This is a genomic window from Gordonia terrae (assembly GCF_001698225.1).
Lineage (GTDB): Bacteria > Actinomycetota > Actinomycetes > Mycobacteriales > Mycobacteriaceae > Gordonia > Gordonia terrae.
This window is the reverse complement of the sequence record NZ_CP016594.1, coordinates 5,017,225-5,032,815: the sequence shown is the minus strand read 5'-3', so window position 1 is coordinate 5,032,815 and position 15,591 is coordinate 5,017,225. Positions and strand designations below refer to the sequence as shown.

At 68.6% G+C, this 15,591-nt stretch carries 16 protein-coding genes; 11 read left to right on the top strand and 5 right to left on the bottom strand.

Going from position 1 to position 15,591, the window contains the following annotated elements:
- Positions 1–19: 19 nt before the first annotated feature.
- Entirely contained in the window at positions 20–925 is a 906-nt protein-coding gene (locus BCM27_RS22305) for an alpha/beta hydrolase family protein (protein ID WP_004022394.1), read from the bottom strand.
- 96 nt (positions 926–1,021) lie between these two features.
- Between BCM27_RS22305 and BCM27_RS22300 the strand changes: the two genes are divergently transcribed.
- The 3 genes from BCM27_RS22300 to BCM27_RS22290 are packed head-to-tail and all read left to right on the top strand — an operon-like array spanning position 1,022 to position 3,754.
- Positions 1,022–1,615 carry a TetR/AcrR family transcriptional regulator gene (locus BCM27_RS22300; protein WP_033205227.1) on the top strand — a complete coding sequence of 198 codons (594 nt, stop codon included), beginning with the start codon at positions 1,022–1,024 and terminating at the stop codon, positions 1,613–1,615.
- 57 nt (positions 1,616–1,672) lie between these two features.
- Positions 1,673–2,239: an alpha/beta fold hydrolase gene (locus tag BCM27_RS22295; RefSeq protein WP_004022392.1), complete on the top strand. Its 567-nt coding sequence runs from the start codon at positions 1,673–1,675 to the stop codon at positions 2,237–2,239.
- Positions 2,240–2,281: 42 nt separating this feature from the next.
- Positions 2,282–3,754, top strand: a complete 1,473-nt coding sequence (locus BCM27_RS22290; RefSeq protein WP_004022391.1) for a DHA2 family efflux MFS transporter permease subunit — start codon at positions 2,282–2,284, stop codon at positions 3,752–3,754.
- On the opposite strand, the gene BCM27_RS22285 is transcribed toward BCM27_RS22290, so the two are convergent.
- Positions 3,751–4,170, bottom strand: coding sequence for a DoxX family protein (locus BCM27_RS22285; protein ID WP_004022390.1), 420 nt, complete (start codon positions 4,168–4,170; stop codon positions 3,751–3,753). The genes BCM27_RS22290 and BCM27_RS22285 overlap by 4 nt on opposite strands.
- 196 nt (positions 4,171–4,366) lie before the next feature.
- Here BCM27_RS22285 and BCM27_RS22280 point away from each other — a divergent pair, with 196 nt between their 5' ends.
- The 3 genes from BCM27_RS22280 (at position 4,367) to lon (ending at position 7,656) form a co-directional block, all read left to right on the top strand.
- The gene (locus BCM27_RS22280) at positions 4,367–4,549 is read left to right on the top strand and encodes a hypothetical protein (RefSeq protein ID WP_004022389.1); all 183 of its coding nucleotides are present in this window, start codon (positions 4,367–4,369) and stop codon (positions 4,547–4,549) included.
- A 61-nt stretch (positions 4,550–4,610) separates the two neighbouring features.
- Complete coding sequence (locus tag BCM27_RS22275) at positions 4,611–5,237, top strand: VOC family protein (RefSeq protein WP_004022388.1); 627 nt, start codon at positions 4,611–4,613, stop codon at positions 5,235–5,237.
- A gap of 64 nt (positions 5,238–5,301) precedes the next feature.
- Positions 5,302–7,656 (top strand): endopeptidase La, encoded by a 2,355-nt coding sequence (gene lon, locus BCM27_RS22270; RefSeq protein WP_004022387.1) that lies wholly within the window; start codon positions 5,302–5,304, stop codon positions 7,654–7,656.
- Positions 7,657–7,726: 70 nt separating this feature from the next.
- Here lon and BCM27_RS22265 read toward each other — a convergent pair whose 3' ends face one another.
- The 3 genes from BCM27_RS22265 to BCM27_RS22255 form a co-directional block, all read right to left on the bottom strand.
- Positions 7,727–9,508 carry a DUF222 domain-containing protein gene (locus BCM27_RS22265; RefSeq protein ID WP_004022386.1) on the bottom strand — a complete coding sequence of 594 codons (1,782 nt, stop codon included), beginning with the start codon at positions 9,506–9,508 and terminating at the stop codon, positions 7,727–7,729.
- A gap of 101 nt (positions 9,509–9,609) precedes the next feature.
- Complete coding sequence (locus tag BCM27_RS22260) at positions 9,610–10,428, bottom strand: DUF1353 domain-containing protein (protein ID WP_004022384.1); 819 nt, start codon at positions 10,426–10,428, stop codon at positions 9,610–9,612.
- Positions 10,429–10,654: 226 nt separating this feature from the next.
- A complete protein-coding gene (locus tag BCM27_RS22255; protein WP_004022382.1) occupies positions 10,655–11,260 on the bottom strand; it encodes a TetR/AcrR family transcriptional regulator in 606 nt (201 codons plus the stop codon).
- A 101-nt stretch (positions 11,261–11,361) separates the two neighbouring features.
- Here BCM27_RS22255 and BCM27_RS22250 point away from each other — a divergent pair, with 101 nt between their 5' ends.
- The 5 genes from BCM27_RS22250 to BCM27_RS22230 are packed head-to-tail and all read left to right on the top strand — an operon-like array spanning position 11,362 to position 15,584.
- Entirely contained in the window at positions 11,362–11,889 is a 528-nt protein-coding gene (locus BCM27_RS22250; RefSeq protein WP_004022381.1) for a DUF4242 domain-containing protein, read from the top strand.
- A gap of 5 nt (positions 11,890–11,894) precedes the next feature.
- Positions 11,895–12,929, top strand: a complete 1,035-nt coding sequence (locus tag BCM27_RS22245; protein WP_004022380.1) for an acyl-CoA dehydrogenase family protein — start codon at positions 11,895–11,897, stop codon at positions 12,927–12,929.
- Entirely contained in the window at positions 12,905–13,639 is a 735-nt protein-coding gene (locus BCM27_RS22240) for an ABC transporter ATP-binding protein (RefSeq protein ID WP_033204834.1), read from the top strand. Before BCM27_RS22245 ends, BCM27_RS22240 begins: the two co-directional genes overlap by 25 nt.
- A complete protein-coding gene (locus tag BCM27_RS22235) occupies positions 13,636–14,799 on the top strand; it encodes an ABC transporter substrate-binding protein (RefSeq protein ID WP_004022378.1) in 1,164 nt (387 codons plus the stop codon). Before BCM27_RS22240 ends, BCM27_RS22235 begins: the two co-directional genes overlap by 4 nt.
- Complete coding sequence (locus tag BCM27_RS22230; RefSeq protein WP_239450714.1) at positions 14,799–15,584, top strand: ABC transporter permease; 786 nt, start codon at positions 14,799–14,801, stop codon at positions 15,582–15,584. The genes BCM27_RS22235 and BCM27_RS22230 overlap by 1 nt, the downstream gene beginning before the upstream one ends.
- Positions 15,585–15,591 lie beyond the last annotated feature (7 nt).

Genomic DNA, 15,591 nt, shown 5'->3' with positions numbered 1-15,591 from the left:
CCGCACCGAACCTCGAACATCACTTGTGCGTCAGCGTGTATTCCGCAGAGTCCGCTCGCCCCAAAGAATCCCACTCGGCCGAGCTGACGCCGAGTGCGTCGAGCAGATAGTCGGCGACGGCGTCGGCGACCAGGGCGACTCTGGCCGGATCCTCATCCGTGGTCTCGCGTACCGCCTCACCGGCGATGCCGCCGAGAGTGTGCTCGCCGTCCGGAATCCACATCAGATCCGTCGCGCCGGGGGATAGGTGAAAGGCGTCGGTCAGCCACTCCGGGCCGCGTGTCGACAGGGCCGAGTCGTCCTTGCCGCCGGCGACGACGAGTGCCGGGGTGGACATCGTCGAGAAGTCCGGCCGCATGAACGGCAGGTGTTCGCGCGCATACTCGCTCAGGCTGTCGCCGGTCCCGGCCGTCGCGATCAGTGCGCCCGCTCGTACGGCGGGATGTGCGAGATCCGGGCCGACGGCCCCGTCCGGCCCGATCACACGCGCGCCGAGGAGAGTGCCGACGGTCTGACCGCCCCACGAGTGGCCGGCCGCGGCGAGCAGATCTATGGCGACGCGGGAGCGGAGGTCCCCACCGGCCGCGATGAGGATCTCGTCGAGGTGATCGATCACCGCGTGTGCGTCGTCCACTCGCGTGCGCCAGATCGACGCGAACCGCGGGTCGTCGAATCCGATCCCGTAGTGCCGGGAATCAAGGTGCGTCGGCTGTACGACGACGAAACCCGAAGCGGCCCAACGATCGACGAGCGGTGCGTAACCGTCCATCGACCAGGCGTTGCCGTGGGAGAACACGATGACCGGGAGGTGGCCGCCGGTGACCGGTGCGGTGACCTTCACCGTCAGCGGGAACGGACGGTCCGAGGTGGGGACGGGAATGGGCTTGACGGCGACGATCTGACGGGTGGGCGATTCCGGGGACATGAGGGTTCCTTCGGCAGGAGGTCGGTACGGGGTATCGTGGCGGAACGATGTTCCGCCAAACTAGCGGAACAATGTTCCGCGAGCAAGGGGTGGACGGTGTCCGCGAGAAAAACCGCACGTCAAGTGCAGGCAGAACGGAGTCGCACGGCCCTCCTCGAGGCGGCCGCCGCGGCCTTCGTGGACGCGGGCGTGCAGGCTCCGGTGCGCGAGATCGCCGCGCGCGCCGGGGTCGGCGTCGGCACCGTGTACCGGCACTTCCCGACCCGGGCGGATCTGGTCACCGCGGTGTACCGGCACCAGGTCGACGAGTGTGCTGCACTGGCCGAACAGTTGCTGGCCCAACAGGTCCCGCCGCGTGCGGCGCTGTGCCGGTGGACGTCGGCGTTCACCGACTTCCTCGTCACCAAACACGGCTTGAGCGACGCGCTCAGCTCCGACGATCCGAGCCTGGTCGACCTGCACGCGCTCATCTTCGACACCCTCGTGCCCGCGTTCGCCTCGCTGCTCGAGCCGGCCCAGGCCACGGGGGCGGTCAGCGCAGACATCACCGCGCTGACCTTCCTGCGCGCCATCGGCAACTTGTGCATCGTCGGACCCGGATACACCGACGCCGACGCCCGGGCGATGGTCGGTCTGCTGCTGATCGGTTCCGGTGCATCGCCTGCAGAACTCGAGAACGCGGGGCGATGAGAACAGGCGCGCGTCGAAGTCAGCCTCGATGACGACACGCGACTTCGAGGAGACCCCATGACGCAGCGCCGACTCTTCTTCGTCCACGGTGCGGGCGGCTACGTCGACGACGGCCCGCTCGCCGAGGCGCTGTCCGCGGCGCTCGGCGCGACCCTGGTCATGCCGGTGTTCTCCGACGACGACATGTCGATCGAGGCGTGGGCGCGGCCGGTCCGAGAGCACCTCGCCGGGCTGGGCGCCGACGACCTCGTCGTCGCGCACTCCTTCGGGGCGACGGTGCTGGTGCACGTCCTCGCCGAGGCCGCGGTGTCCGCACCCAGACCTGCTGTGCTGCTGGCGATGCCGAATTGGGGTCCCGACGGATGGGACGTCCCGCAGTACGCGTTCACCGACACAGACGCCGATGCCCCGCTCCCTGAGGGCGTTGCCCTCCACCACTGCGTCGACGATGACGTGGTACCCGTCGAGCATCTGGACCTGAACACGGCGCTCCTGCCGTCGGCGACGGTGCATCGACACCCGACCGGCGGTCACCAGTTCGACGGACTCGCCGAGCTGATCGCCGCCGATGCCCTCGGTGCGAGCGCACTTGCGCGCGGAAGGTCCGCCCCCGACCCTGGGTAGGACACGACCCGCGGTCCGGAAGGCCCACATGGACGAGAACAGATGACCGACCCCAGCCCGGCCGCTGCCGAGTCCCGTGGGGTGCCGGCCGCGTCACGGGCGGGCCGGTGGCTGATCGTCGCCGCGGTTCTCGGTTCGGGCGTCGCCTTCATCGACGGCACCGTGGTCAACGTCGCGTTACCCGCGATCGCGCGCGACCTCGACACGGGTCTGCGCGGCCAGCAATGGGTGCTCGACGGGTACCTGCTGACCTTGAGTGCGCTGTTGCTGATCGGTGGCGTCGCCGGCGATCGGTACGGGCGTCGACTGGTGTTCGCCGGTGGTCTGGCGGTGTTCGCGGTGGCGACCGTCGCGTGCGGGCTGGCGCCGACCGTCGAGCTCCTCGTCGCCGCGCGGATCGTGCAGGGGATCGCCGCGGCCGCGGTGGTGCCGGGCAGTCTGGCGCTGATCAACGCCGAGATCCAGCCCGCCGATCGAGGTGCCGCGGTCGGACTGTGGGCCGGGATGTCCGGCGCGACCACGGCTCTGGGCCCGTTCCTCGGTGGCTGGCTCGTCGACGCGGCGTCGTGGCGGTGGACGTTCCTGCTCAGTGTGCCGCTCGCGCTGGGAGCGTTGTGGATCGCGATCCGGCACGTGCCCGAATCGCGCGGCACGCCGTCGAGCGCCCGGCTGGATGTGGCGGGTGCGCTGGCGATGACCGTCGGGCTGGCGGGCGTGATCTACGCGCTGATCGAGGGGCCGTCGAACGGGTGGAGTGGCGAGACGGTCGCCGCCGGGATCGTCGGTGTCGTGTCGCTCGCGGGTTTCGTGGTGATCGAGTCACGGGTGGCCGCGCCGCTTCTGCCGCTCAGACTGTTCCGCTCATCGCAGTTCACCGGCGCCAACCTGACGACGCTGCTGGTCTATGCGGCGTTGGGCGGTGCGCTGTTCCTGCTGGCCCTGCAACTGCAGCAGAGTCTGGGGTACTCGGCGTTCGAGGCCGGCGCGGCGATGTTCCCGAGCACGTTCATCATGCTGTTCGGGTCGCCGTTGGTCGGCACGCTGGCCCAGCGCATCGGCCCGCGACTGCCGATGACGGTCGGTCCGCTCATCGCGGCCGGCGGGTTCGCGCTGATGTCCCGGGTGGAGCCCGGCTCGGGGTATGTCGACGCCGTACTACCGGGCGTGCTGCTGTTCGGTCTGGGGATGACGGTGACCGTCGCGCCGCTCACCTCGGCCGCGCTCGCCGCCGTCGACGACGCGCTCGCCGGCACGGCGTCGGGCGTGAACAACGCGGTGGCGCGTCTCGCGGGACTGCTCGCGGTGGCGGTGCTGCCGGCCGTGGCCGGGATCGACGCGGGTCCCGGCGATCCTCTCGGCGACGGCTTTCGGGCAGCGATGTACATCTGCGCGGCGTGTTGCGCGGTCGGCGGCATCGTGGCGGCGTGCACGATCCGCTCGAGCACCGAGGTGCACCCGCAGGTACGTGCCGGCGTGGACGCCGCGTGCCAGGATGCGGCGACCCGGGCGGGTTAGGTCCGGCGTTCCCCGGTGCCGGCCGCGATGGCCCAGATCACGAGGAGCGGCTGAAAGAACAGTCGCGTCAGGCGCTTCTGGTCGGTGTCGAGGCCGAAGGCGTCGATGTGCTCGACGTACTGGTTGATGTTGCCGGGGAAGATGGCGACGAAGAATGCCGCGACGATCCACGACACCACCTTGCGGTGTCTGGGCAGCGCGATCAGGGCTGCGCCCAGGGCGATCTCGACGCCACCCGAGGCCAGCACCACGAAGTCCTTGCTGAACGGCACCCAGTCGGGGACCTGCGCCTGGAACTCCTCACGCTGTGCGGTCAGATGACCCACACCGGCGATCGCCAGGATGGCGCCGAGCGCGATGCGGGCGATGGCCCGGCCCAGCGGCTGGCGAGTGGTCGTGGGGGTCAGGATCGACATGCAGGCTCCTCGGATGGGCGTCGGTTCGGTTCTACCGCACTTCGTGGCGAGCCGGGTTTCGGACGGCCGACGGCGCCGAGTTCGCGTCGGCGTGAGTCTTGGCGTCGATTTCTGGCACAGAAGTACTTACTTGTGATTGAGTGTTGTGACTCCGACCACTTGGCCGGGATTGCTCTTCAGTACGCAGGGGACAGCCATGACACTCGACACCGCACCGTCACACCACTTTTCCGCGTCGTGGGTCGACTCCGTGTCCGGCGCGCTCAAGGGTGCTGCGGGAGTCGTCGTGACCACCGCGGCATTTCTCGTCGCCATCGCGGTCCTGGTGATCGCCCAGGTCGTCGTGGTCGCCACCCGCGCCGCGGCCGATCTCACCTGAGGTTCGCGACCGGTCAGGAATCGAGAAGCCTCCGGGCGGGTCGGCGTCTTAGCGTCGAAGCATGACGAACATCAACGCACTCACACTCGAAGTTCCCGATACTGCAACGGCGCAGACGTTCTACGACAAAGCTTTCGGACTCGGCGACCGGCTGCGCTTCCGCACCGGAGACTCACCGACGTCGGGCTTCCGCGGCTTCGTGGTCTCCCTGGTGGTCGCCGACCCGACGGTCGCCGACTCCTTCCTGCAACCGGCGATCGAGGCCGGCGCCACTGTGCTCAAACCCGCCAAGAAGTCCTTCTGGGGGTACGGCGGCGTGGTTCAGGCGCCCGACGGCACGATCTGGAAGGTCGCCAGTTCCTCGAAGAAGCCGAGCGGCGCGCCCGAGCGCCAGGTCGACGATCTGGTCCTGCTGCTCGGCGTCGACGACGTCGCGGCGACGAAGGAGTTCTACGTGAGCCGCGGATTCGTCGTGGCCAAGAGCTTCGGCCGGAAGTACGTCGAGTTCGAGAGCGCTCCCGACTCGATCAAGCTCGCGCTGTACGGCTGCAAGGCCGCGGCCAAAGATGCGGGTGTCCAGCCGGACGGTTCGGGTTCCCATCGGCTGGTGATCGGCGGCGATGTTGGGGAGCTGACCGATCCGGACGGGTTCGCCTGGGCTGTCACACCCCGTTCGCTCCTGGCATAAATCGCTCGGGAACAAGATTCCTGCCACCTGGGTTGAGTCGGTCAGACTTAACTCTGGAGGTTTCATGTCCCAAGCTGATCGGTCCCAGACATATTCACTGCCGGTTCTCTTCGTTCCCGACGTCGTCGTGCTGCCCGGCATGGTCGTGCCCATTCCGCTCGACGATGCCGCGCAGGCCACCGTCGACGCCGCCCGGGCGAGTGAGACCGGGAAACTGCTGGTCGCGCCACGTCTGGACGACCGGTATCCCACCTACGGTGTCATCGCGTCGATCGTGCAGGTCGGGCGTATCCCGGGTGGCGGCCTCGCCGCCGTCGTCAAGGGTGAGCAGCGTGCGCAGATCGGTACCGGAACACCTGGCCACGGAGCAGCGCTCTGGGTCGAGGTGACCGAGGCCGAGTCCGCCGACATCACCGACGAAGACCGCGACCTGGCGGCCGAGTACAAGAAGCTCGTCCTGGCCATGCTGCAGCGCCGCGAGGCCTGGCAGCTCATCGACGCCGTCAACAAGATGTCCGATCCGGCGGATCTCGCCGACACCTCGGGCTACGCGTCGTGGCTGTCCGACGAACAGAAGCGCGAGTTGCTCGAGACGCCGGTGACCGCGGCACGGTTGCGCCTGCTCATCGAGTGGACGGGCGACCATCTCGCCGAGTCCGAGGTGACCGAGAAGATCGCCGAGGACGTCCGTGCGGGGATGGACAAGCAGCAGAAGGAATTCCTGCTGCGTCAGCAGCTCGCCGCCATCCGCAAGGAGCTCGGCGAGGACGAGCCCGAGGGCGCCGACGACTACCGCGGCCGCGTCGAAGAGGCCGACCTGCCGGAGAAGGTGCGCGAAGCAGCGCTCCGCGAGGTGGGCAAGCTCGAACGGGCCAGTGACCAGTCGCCGGAGACCGGATGGATCCGCACCTGGCTCGACACCGTCCTCGACCTGCCGTGGAACACTCGCACCGAGGACTCCACGGACGTGAAGGGCGCGCGCGAGATCCTCGACGCCGATCACCACGGTCTCGATGACGTGAAGGACCGCATCGTCGAATACCTAGCGGTGCGGGCCCGTCGCGCCGAACGCGGCCTCCAGGTCGTCGGTGGACGGGGGTCGGGTGCCGTGATGGTGCTCGCCGGTCCTCCGGGTGTCGGCAAGACGTCGCTCGGTGAGAGCGTCGCCCGGGCGCTGGGCCGCAAGTTCGTGCGCGTCGCCCTGGGCGGTGTGCGCGACGAGTCGGAGATCCGTGGTCACCGGCGTACCTACGTCGGCGCGCTGCCGGGCCGGATCGTGCGGGCCATCGGCGAGGCGGGATCGATGAATCCCGTTGTGCTGCTGGACGAGATCGACAAGGTGGGCTCGGACTACCGGGGCGACCCGGCCGCCGCGCTGCTCGAGGTCCTCGACCCCGCGCAGAATCACACCTTCCGCGATCACTACCTCGACCTCGATCTCGACCTGTCGGACGTGCTGTTCCTCGCGACCGCCAACGTCATCGAGAACATCCCGTCGGCCCTGCTCGACCGCATGGAACTGGTCACGCTCGACGGGTACACCGAGGACGACAAGGTCGCCATCGCCCGCGACTACCTGCTGCCCCGGCAGGCCGAGCGCGCGGCATTGACGCCCGACGAGGTGACCGTCACCGATGCCGCACTACGTGAGATCGCGGCCAACTACACCCGTGAACCCGGTGTGCGACAGTTCGAACGCCTGCTGGCCAAGGCGCTCCGCAAGGCGGCGACCAATCTCGCGGTCGCAGCGGGGGACGGGGGCGAGAGCGAACCCGTCACCATCGACGAGCCCGACCTGCGCGACTATCTGGGGCGGCCCAGGTTCACCCCGGAGTCGGCGGAACGCACTGCGGTCCCCGGCGTGGCAACGGGTCTCGCGGTCACGGGCATGGGCGGCGATGTGCTCTTCATCGAGGTCAACGCGACCGAGGGCGAGCCGGGTCTGAAGCTGACCGGCCAGCTCGGCGACGTGATGAAGGAGTCGGCGCAGATCGCACTGTCGTACGTGCGGGCACACGCCGAGCAACTCGGCGTCGACCCGAAGGCGCTCGACAAGACCATCCACGTGCACGTTCCGGCCGGAGCGGTGCCCAAGGACGGTCCGAGTGCCGGCGTCACCATGGTCACCGCGCTGGTGTCGATGGCGACGGGACGTCAGGTGCGCAGCGATGTCGGGATGACCGGCGAGGTCACGCTCAACGGGCGCGTCCTGCCGATCGGTGGGGTCAAGCAGAAACTGCTTGCCGCGCAACGCAACGGGCTGAAGACCATCTTCGTCCCGCAGCGCAACGAGCCTGACCTCGACGATGTGCCGGCCGAGGTGCTCGACGCTCTCGACGTGCGGCCGATGACCGACGTCGCCGAGATCGTTGCGCAGGCGCTGGAGCCGGCCGTCGGCGAGCAGGTCAGCGCGGCCTGACGACAGGCATTATCAGTCAACACCCCGGCGGGTGCGTGGACCACCACGTTCCGCCGGGGTGTCGGCCTTGTCAGAACGGTGGCGGGTCGTCGTCTCCTGTTGGCGGCTGATGGTGGGCTGCTTCGGTCCGGGCCCGTCGATTCTTGTCGCGCTGTGTCTTGTTGCGGGCACGTTCTTCTCGCCGCTTCGCGTGTTTCGCGGCGGTTCGTTCGGTGATCGTGCGGGGTGGTCGGCCGTGGTGGTCGGGCACGATGATGCGCGGTGTCGGTGGTGCTTTCGCTGCTTGCTCGAATCGGATACGACGTAGGTTCGGGAAGAGATCTTCGAGGGTTTCGGCCTCGCCGGGGATCACGAAGCCTTCCGGCGTCACGAATTCGGTGACCAGACGGCCCTCGTCGTCGCGGTACTGCACGTCGGTCCAATCCCCGTGCGTCTTGTGTAGATGACCGGCGCGGCATTTGGCGTTGAGGTTCTCACTCGAGGTCGCGCCGCCGCGGGCGGGCCGGGCGTGGTCGTACTCGGCGACGTGATCGACGTCGCCGGTGAACGCCGAACGCGTGCACCCGGGTTCGGTGCAGTAGCCGTCCCGTACCCGCACGAACTCGGCACACGCACTCGTCGGCCGATACGGGTCACCGGGCAGGGCAGCCGGGTAGACCACCACGATCTCCGACGACGTCGACGGTGTGACCGGAGCCGGGGGTGTCGACGCATCGCCACTACGGCCGGTGGCGGTGTCCTCGGTACCCTGCGGTGGCGCGGTGATGTTCGCGGTTCGCCCGGTGTCGTCGTCGAATCCGCCCTCACCGCTCCCGGCTGGACCGCCGGCGACATGCGACGGTGGCGTCCGCACCGGGGTGACCGGTCTGATCGTCGCGTCAGGCCGGGCGGCGAGATCGCGCACATGCTCATCGCAGATCACCCCGTGCCCGTCGACCCAACCGGGCCCGGAGCCGCCGGCCAGGGTGTCGGCATCGGTGACGACATGGATCACGACCTCGGTACCGGCCGTCGCACCGGTGGCGCCGGCAGGATTGAACGGTGGTGCGGTGCAATCGGAGTGACCGCACGCGCACGTGAACTCCGTTCGGGTGAGCAACGCGCACATGGCGTCGGACTTCCGTTCCCCGAGGGTGCGGCCATCGCGGTCGCACACCGATGCGGCCAACTCACGTACCGAGGCGTCGCAGGCCCGGATGTTCTCGGCGGCCATCACCGCGGTGATCTCACCGGTCCCGTCGCCGTGGTTCTCGGTCCACACGCCACGGTTGTTTAGCGCTTCGCGGCGCCGTTCGCGGACCGCGTCGGCGTCATGGCCGAAGACCAGACGGTCGATCATGTCGCGCAAACCTGACGTCGACCACGACCCGGCCCGGTTGCGCAGCAACTCGGCGATGGCTTCGTCGAGGACCTCGATGATCCGACGGCTGTCGGGGTCGGCGGGGTCGAGCAGGTGGTCATCGGCCACCAGATGGGTGCGGCCGATGATCTCGCGGATCTGGTGCGGCCCGATGACACCGTCGCGCAACGTCTCCAACACCCGCGGCAACCGATCCCGAAGACACAGCGCCTCATCGACCAGCACCCCGGCGCGGTAGCGGCTGATCCCGGCCTCCCGCGACACCCGGGCGACGATGTCACCGAAACCATCAGAGATGTAGCTGTTGCCAACCGAATTCAACAACCGGTCGCAGAGCACCAGGATCGTCTGATAGCGGCACCACGCCAGATACGACTCCCCGGCACGGATCGACCCCAGGCGTTGCATATGGGTGGCGGTGTCGGCATCGGCCGGGCGGGCAGGATCGACCCCGGCGAGGAACTCGCCCGGCAGATCCGTCCATGCCCCCACGGTGACTCCCCCCGAAGCCGTTGCCGCCCGGCCTGGTTGACCGGTCCAACTGATACATCCAAGATAGACCCGACCACCGACAAGAATGCTCGGCCGAACCGCTATCTGAGCCCGACGGAGCGAGCGATCCTCTCCGACAACAGATACAGCGCATAGGCGAAGTACGCCACGATCGCCGCGGGGAGAACCCACAGGGCGGCCACGGCCGCAATGAGACTCGCCGCCCACTGGCGTCCCCACAGCGGCGCGGCGACGAAGATCATCAGCAGTGAGAGCAGGAGCGAGACCGCCGGCGATGTTGTCGGCCACGACCAATCGAACAGCAACGCCCCGCTCGAACCGACCGCCGCGCAGATGCCGACGACGCTCAGCACCAGCCACGCGACCACACTGACACGTCGCCATCCGCCGGCGACCCATCGCGTGCGAAGTGCCACTGCCGACCACATGATCCACCGCTTCAGCCAGGGGACGCCGGACGCCCGCATCATCTCGCGGAAGAACCGGTCGGACAGGGTGTCACTCCCGAGCGCGCCGGAGTTGACGGTGCCCGTGATGAGCTCGTCGTGGATGAGTGCCGCGAGTGAATGTCTGCCGTAGGGGTTCTCGAACCAGCGCAGGAAGCGGGGGATCGAGGCGAGGTCGGTGGGGTTGTCGTCGCCGGGCACAAACGTGCGGGCCGCGTCGACGGCGCCCCGCGCATGGGCTTCCGTCTGTCCTCGCTCGACCAGTTGTGTTACGAGGTACTCCTCGACCGCGGAATCGGAGAACCGAAAGGCGTTGCGCACGAGAAACTGTCGTTCGTCGATCTGCGCGATCTCGACCTCGCCACGCCGGGTCGGGTCGTCGACCTCGAAGCCCGACGTCGGCGCGACCCGCCACGGCACCCATCGCGGATCGCTCGGTGTGGTCTCGTTCATCGCCACCTCCGCGTCGAGGGGATGAACTGACGGTAGCCGGGCGCGACCGGGACGAGTGGGTAACCAACAGCGCGGCGTGTTGCGAGGTGGCTTCGACACGGCTCCTCGCTGCGCTCGTCGCCTGCTCAACCAGCGGGGGTGGCGCTCGCTCGATCAGTTGGGGGTGGCGCTTGCTCGACACGGCTCCTCGCTGCGCTCGTCGCCTGCTCAACCAGCGGGGGTGGAGCTACGCAACCGGCGGGTGACCGTCGAGGAGTGCCTCGACCAGCAATCGGCCCGTCTCGATGGGGGCGGTGGAGCGAGCCATCTTCGACCCCGAGAGCGCACCGTCGTAGACCACCTGGATCTGTCGCGCGGTCACATCGGGCTCCGGGGCGCCGAGGGTGCGCAGGTTGTCGCCGAGGGTGTCGAGGAGCCACGCGCGGTGCGCCGTGATGGGAGGCAGGTCGGTGTCGGGGAACTCGGTCGCGGCATTGGCGTACTGACAGCCGCGGAAATTGCGAGTCGGGGCCCCGGCGATGGCCAGGTCGAAGAAGGCCAGGATGCGCTCGCGAGGATCGCTCATGGCCTTCGTCGCCTCGAACCACCGGTTTTGATCAGCCTGATCCAAACGTTCCAGATAGGCCACGACCAACCCGTCCTTCGAGCCGTAGGCGTTGTACAAACTCGCCTTGGCCACGCCGGAGGCACGCAGCAGCAGATCGATGCCGACCGACCGTATGCCCTGTGCGGCAAAGAGTTCGGTCGCGGTGGCGAGCAGTCGGTCGGCCGGGCTGCCGGGCCCGGCAGCAGCGGTCGCGCGGCCGGTGCTCGCCTGTGCGGGGTTGCTCACATCGCCAAGGGTAAACCACGAGCGACCATAGACAGACCGGTCTGTCTATGCCAGGGTCGGTCCGGTCACCAGCGGGCACACCGACGCAGAAAGGCTCACCCATGGCGCTCTTCCTCTACGAACTCGAACCTGCCGACAGCGATGCGGGCAAGGTCGAGGAACTCATCAAAGGACTCGACGCGCACCTGCGTACCGCCGGCGGCGAACTGATCGAGACGCAGGTGACCGAAGGCGCTGCCCGGTTGTTCGCGATCGCGGAGTTCGAGGGGTGCCGGGCCGCGGGGCTCGACGAGGTCGAGGCCCTCCGGGGGATCGTCGCTGCCGGTCCGGACGAGGTCCGGCTGGTCGGCGCGGACCTGGACGAGCTGAAGAAGGCGCGCCCCACCGCCGGCTATCTCGTCGAGTGGGACATCCCCGAAGCCATCGACATGGAGACCTACCTGGCCCGCAAGAAGGCGAACTCGCCGAAGTACGCCGACGTCCCCGAGGTCAGCTTCCTGCGGACCTATGTCCGCGAGGACACCGACAAGTGCCTGTGTTTCTACAACGCCCCGGACGAGGCGGCCGTCCGTCACGCTCGCGAGGTCGTCTCGACCCCGGTGGATCGCCTCCACCGTCTGCAGGGCTGACCGGTATGGCGCCGACGCTGACCGATGAGCTCGGCGAGGTCGTCGCGTCCGTGGCCGATCGTGCCCGCGACCTCGACGCCGGGCAGACCGACACCCGGGTCGACATCGCCGCGGCCGGTGCGGCCGGACTCCTGGGCCGGGGCGTGGTCGACGGGTCGCTGGCGTCGATGATCGACGTCCTCGAACGTGTGTCGGCAGTGAGCCTGTCGGCCGGATTCTCGCTGTGGGCTCAGCGGATGGCGATCGAGTACGTCGCCCGATCGCCGGAGCCGTTGCGGGAGCAACACCTCGCGTCACTCCTCAGCGGCGAGCGGATCGGTGTGACGGCCATGGCGGCAGGTCTGAAACAGGTGGCCGGTCTCGGCGAGGTGCCCATCACGGGGCGTCGCGGCCGGGCGGGTGTGGTGGCGACGGGGCCCATCCGCTGGGCGTCGAACGTCTACGACGAATCGCTGATCGTTCTCCCGGTGCGCACCGGCGACAGGACCCTCGTCGCGGTCGTCGACGCGGACGCGCCCGGTGTCGAGATCCGTTCCGCGCCGGACCTGATCGGTTTGGGATCCACAGCCTCGACGTCCCTCGAGCTCGTCGACGTGACGATCGGTGCGGAAAGCGTGATCTCCGATGACCTGACCGCGTTCGTCCGGGGGATACGACCGGTCTTCCTGCTGCTGCAGTCCGCATTCTGCAGCGGAGCAATCGGTGCCGCCCTCGACGGTGCCGTCGAGTCGCTGGCCGGGGTCAACAAGGTGTTCCGCCCCGAATTCGACGACCGGACGGCCGAATTCGAGTCGATACGTGAACGTCTTGCGACCTTCGCCGCCGATCCGACGACACCGTCGCCGGCCGATCTGATCCGATTGCGCCTCGACGCCGCCCGTACCGCGGTGTCGGCCTCCCGGCTCGAGGCGACCGTCCGCGGCGGTGCGGGCTATGCGACCGCGAGCGCCACCAACCGGCGGTTCCGGGAGACAGCTTTCATCCCCATCCAATCACCTTCGGAAGGACAACTGCGGTGGGAACTCGCGCAGTTCGAATAGTCGGTGGCCGCAAAGCCTTTCGCGGCACATCTGTGTTGACGGGCATCGACGTCACCGTCGACGACGGGGAGTTCGTGGCCGTCCTCGGCCGCAGCGGCAGCGGAAAGACCACGCTGTTGCGTGTGCTCGCCGGTCTCGAGACCCTCGATGCCGGCAGCCTGGAGTGGCAGGACACCTCGGGCGGCCCGCGACCTCACACGGGGGTCGTCTTCCAGCGAGCGCTGCTGATGCCGTGGCTGACCGTGGCGGAGAACATCCGGTTCGGACGACGATTTGCCGCGCACCGTGCGTCGTTCGAGAACGACTACGCACTCGGTCTGCTGCGCCGCTTCGGGCTCGACGGTCTCGCCGACCGCTATCCCGATCAGCTGTCGGGCGGTCAGGCGCAACGCGTGGCGATCATCCGCGCGGCGGCGATCCGGCCCAGGTTGCTCCTGCTCGACGAACCGTTCAGCGCCCTCGATCCGGCCGTGCGCGGCGAATTGCGCAGCTGGCTGGCCGAATTGGCCGCCGAGCTGGGGATCACCGTCGTCCTCGTCACGCACGACGTCGACGAGGCGCTCGAACTCGCCGACCGGATCGTCCTGCTGTCCGAGGCGGGCCGGATCGGTGGGGAATGGCGGCTCGAAGCCGGTCTCGGCCGCACCGATCCCGACCGGCGCACGGAGATCCTGACGCACTTCGGTCACCAGGTGGGGCAGCAGGTGTGAACGCGCCCATCTCACGCCGACTGCTTGTGGCCGGGGTCGGTGGTCTCACCGTGGCGGGCGGCATCGGGGGCATCGTCGGTCTGGGCCGGGCCGCCACAGCAGCGCCACCGAGTGCGTCCGATGCGCTGCGGGTCGGCTACCTCCCGATCACAGATGCGGCACCGCTTCTCGTCGCACACGCCGCGGGGCTCTACGACCCGGCGGCGGTGAGTTCGACGAAACCCGTGCTGTTCCGGAGCTGGTCCTCGCTCGCGGAGGCCTTCGTGACGCGCAAGGTCGACGTCGTCCATCTGCTGATGCCGATGGCGGTGGCACTCCGCTACGCGATGAGAAGCCCTGTGCAGGTGTTGGGCTGGAATCACACCAACGGATCGGCGCTGACCGTGGCGCCCGACATCGTCGACCTCGAGCAACTCGCCGGCGCCCAGGTGGCCATCCCGGCGTGGTGGTCGATCCACAACATCATCCTGCAGCGGATGTTGCGGACCCACGGACTGCGGCCGGTCATCCGTACCGGGGCGTCCCGGGGTGACAAGACCGTCGAACTGATCGTGATGAGCCCCTCGGACATGGTGCCGGCGTTGGCGAACGGATCGATCGGCGGCTACGTCGTGGCCGATCCGTTCAACGCGATGGCCCAGGTACGCAAGATCGGCCGTATCCACACCTTTCTCGGCGACGTGTGGCGCCAGCACGCCTGCTGCGCGCTCCTCGTCCACCAGGCGGCCATCGACGAACGCCCCGCGGCGGTCCAATCCCTCGCCGACTCCGTGGTTGCGGCACAGCACCACATCGACCTCGATCGTCCCCGGGCCGCGGCCGAACTCGCCGGCGGGTATCTCCCGCAACCGAAACCGGCCATCGCCAAGGCGCTCACCTACGACCCGGCCGACTTCGCCGTGAGCAATGTCGATTGGCAGCCGCAGCGACTCGGATTCCAACCCTTCCCGTTCGCGAGTTTCACCGAGCGGCTCGTCACCGAGATGGACAACACCCTCGTCGACGGTGATCGGCGCTTCCTCGGGCGCCTGGATCCGGCCACCGTCCACGCCGACCTCGTCGACGACCGATTCATCCGTAGCGCCATCGGAACGCGCGGTGGTGCGGCCGCTCTCGGACTACCCGCCGATCTCACGAGAACCGAACAGGTGACGCCATGATGCTGCTGACCCAGGACGAGACCGCGGCGGCCCCGCGCCGCCGAACCGGCTCCACCGTCGCCCCACCGCTGATCGCGATCGCGGTGCTCGTCGCGATCTGGTGGGCGACGACCACAGTCGTCCCCGCTGCGGACTCCCTCGCCCGCCAGTTCGCCCCGCAACAGGTGTTCCCGGCGATGCTGGAACTCCTCGATCGCGGGGTGTTGCTGCCCGACATCGGACTGAGCCTGTGGCGGTTGTCGATCGGACTGCTGATCGCCGTCGTGCTCGGGTTCCCGCTGGGCCTGCTGATCGGGCTGAGCCTGACCGCGGAGCGCGCCGCGAACCCCATCGTCGCCTTCCTGCGGATGATCTCGCCGCTGTCGTGGGCTCCGGTCGCGGTGATGGTGTTCGGGATCGGAAACGAACCGGTCATCTTCCTGATCGCCATCGCGGCGATCTGGCCGATCGTCATCAACACGGCGGCCGGCGAGAAGTCGATCGACCCCGGTTTCGTCGAGGTCGCGCGATCGTTCCATGCCACCCGAACCGAAGTCCTCACGGCCGTGGTGATCCCGGCGATCCGCGGCAACGTGCAGACCGGCATCCGCGTGGCGCTCGGCATCGCCTGGGTGGTTCTGGTACCCGCCGAGATGCTCGGCGTGCGTTCGGGTCTCGGCTACCAGATCCTCAACGCCCGCGATCAGCTCGCGTACGACCAGGTCGCCGCTCTGATCGTGGTGATCGGCATCCTCGGCTTCGTCCTCGATGCGGGTGCCCGGTTGGTGCTCACCCGCCGCCGCTGAACCTCTG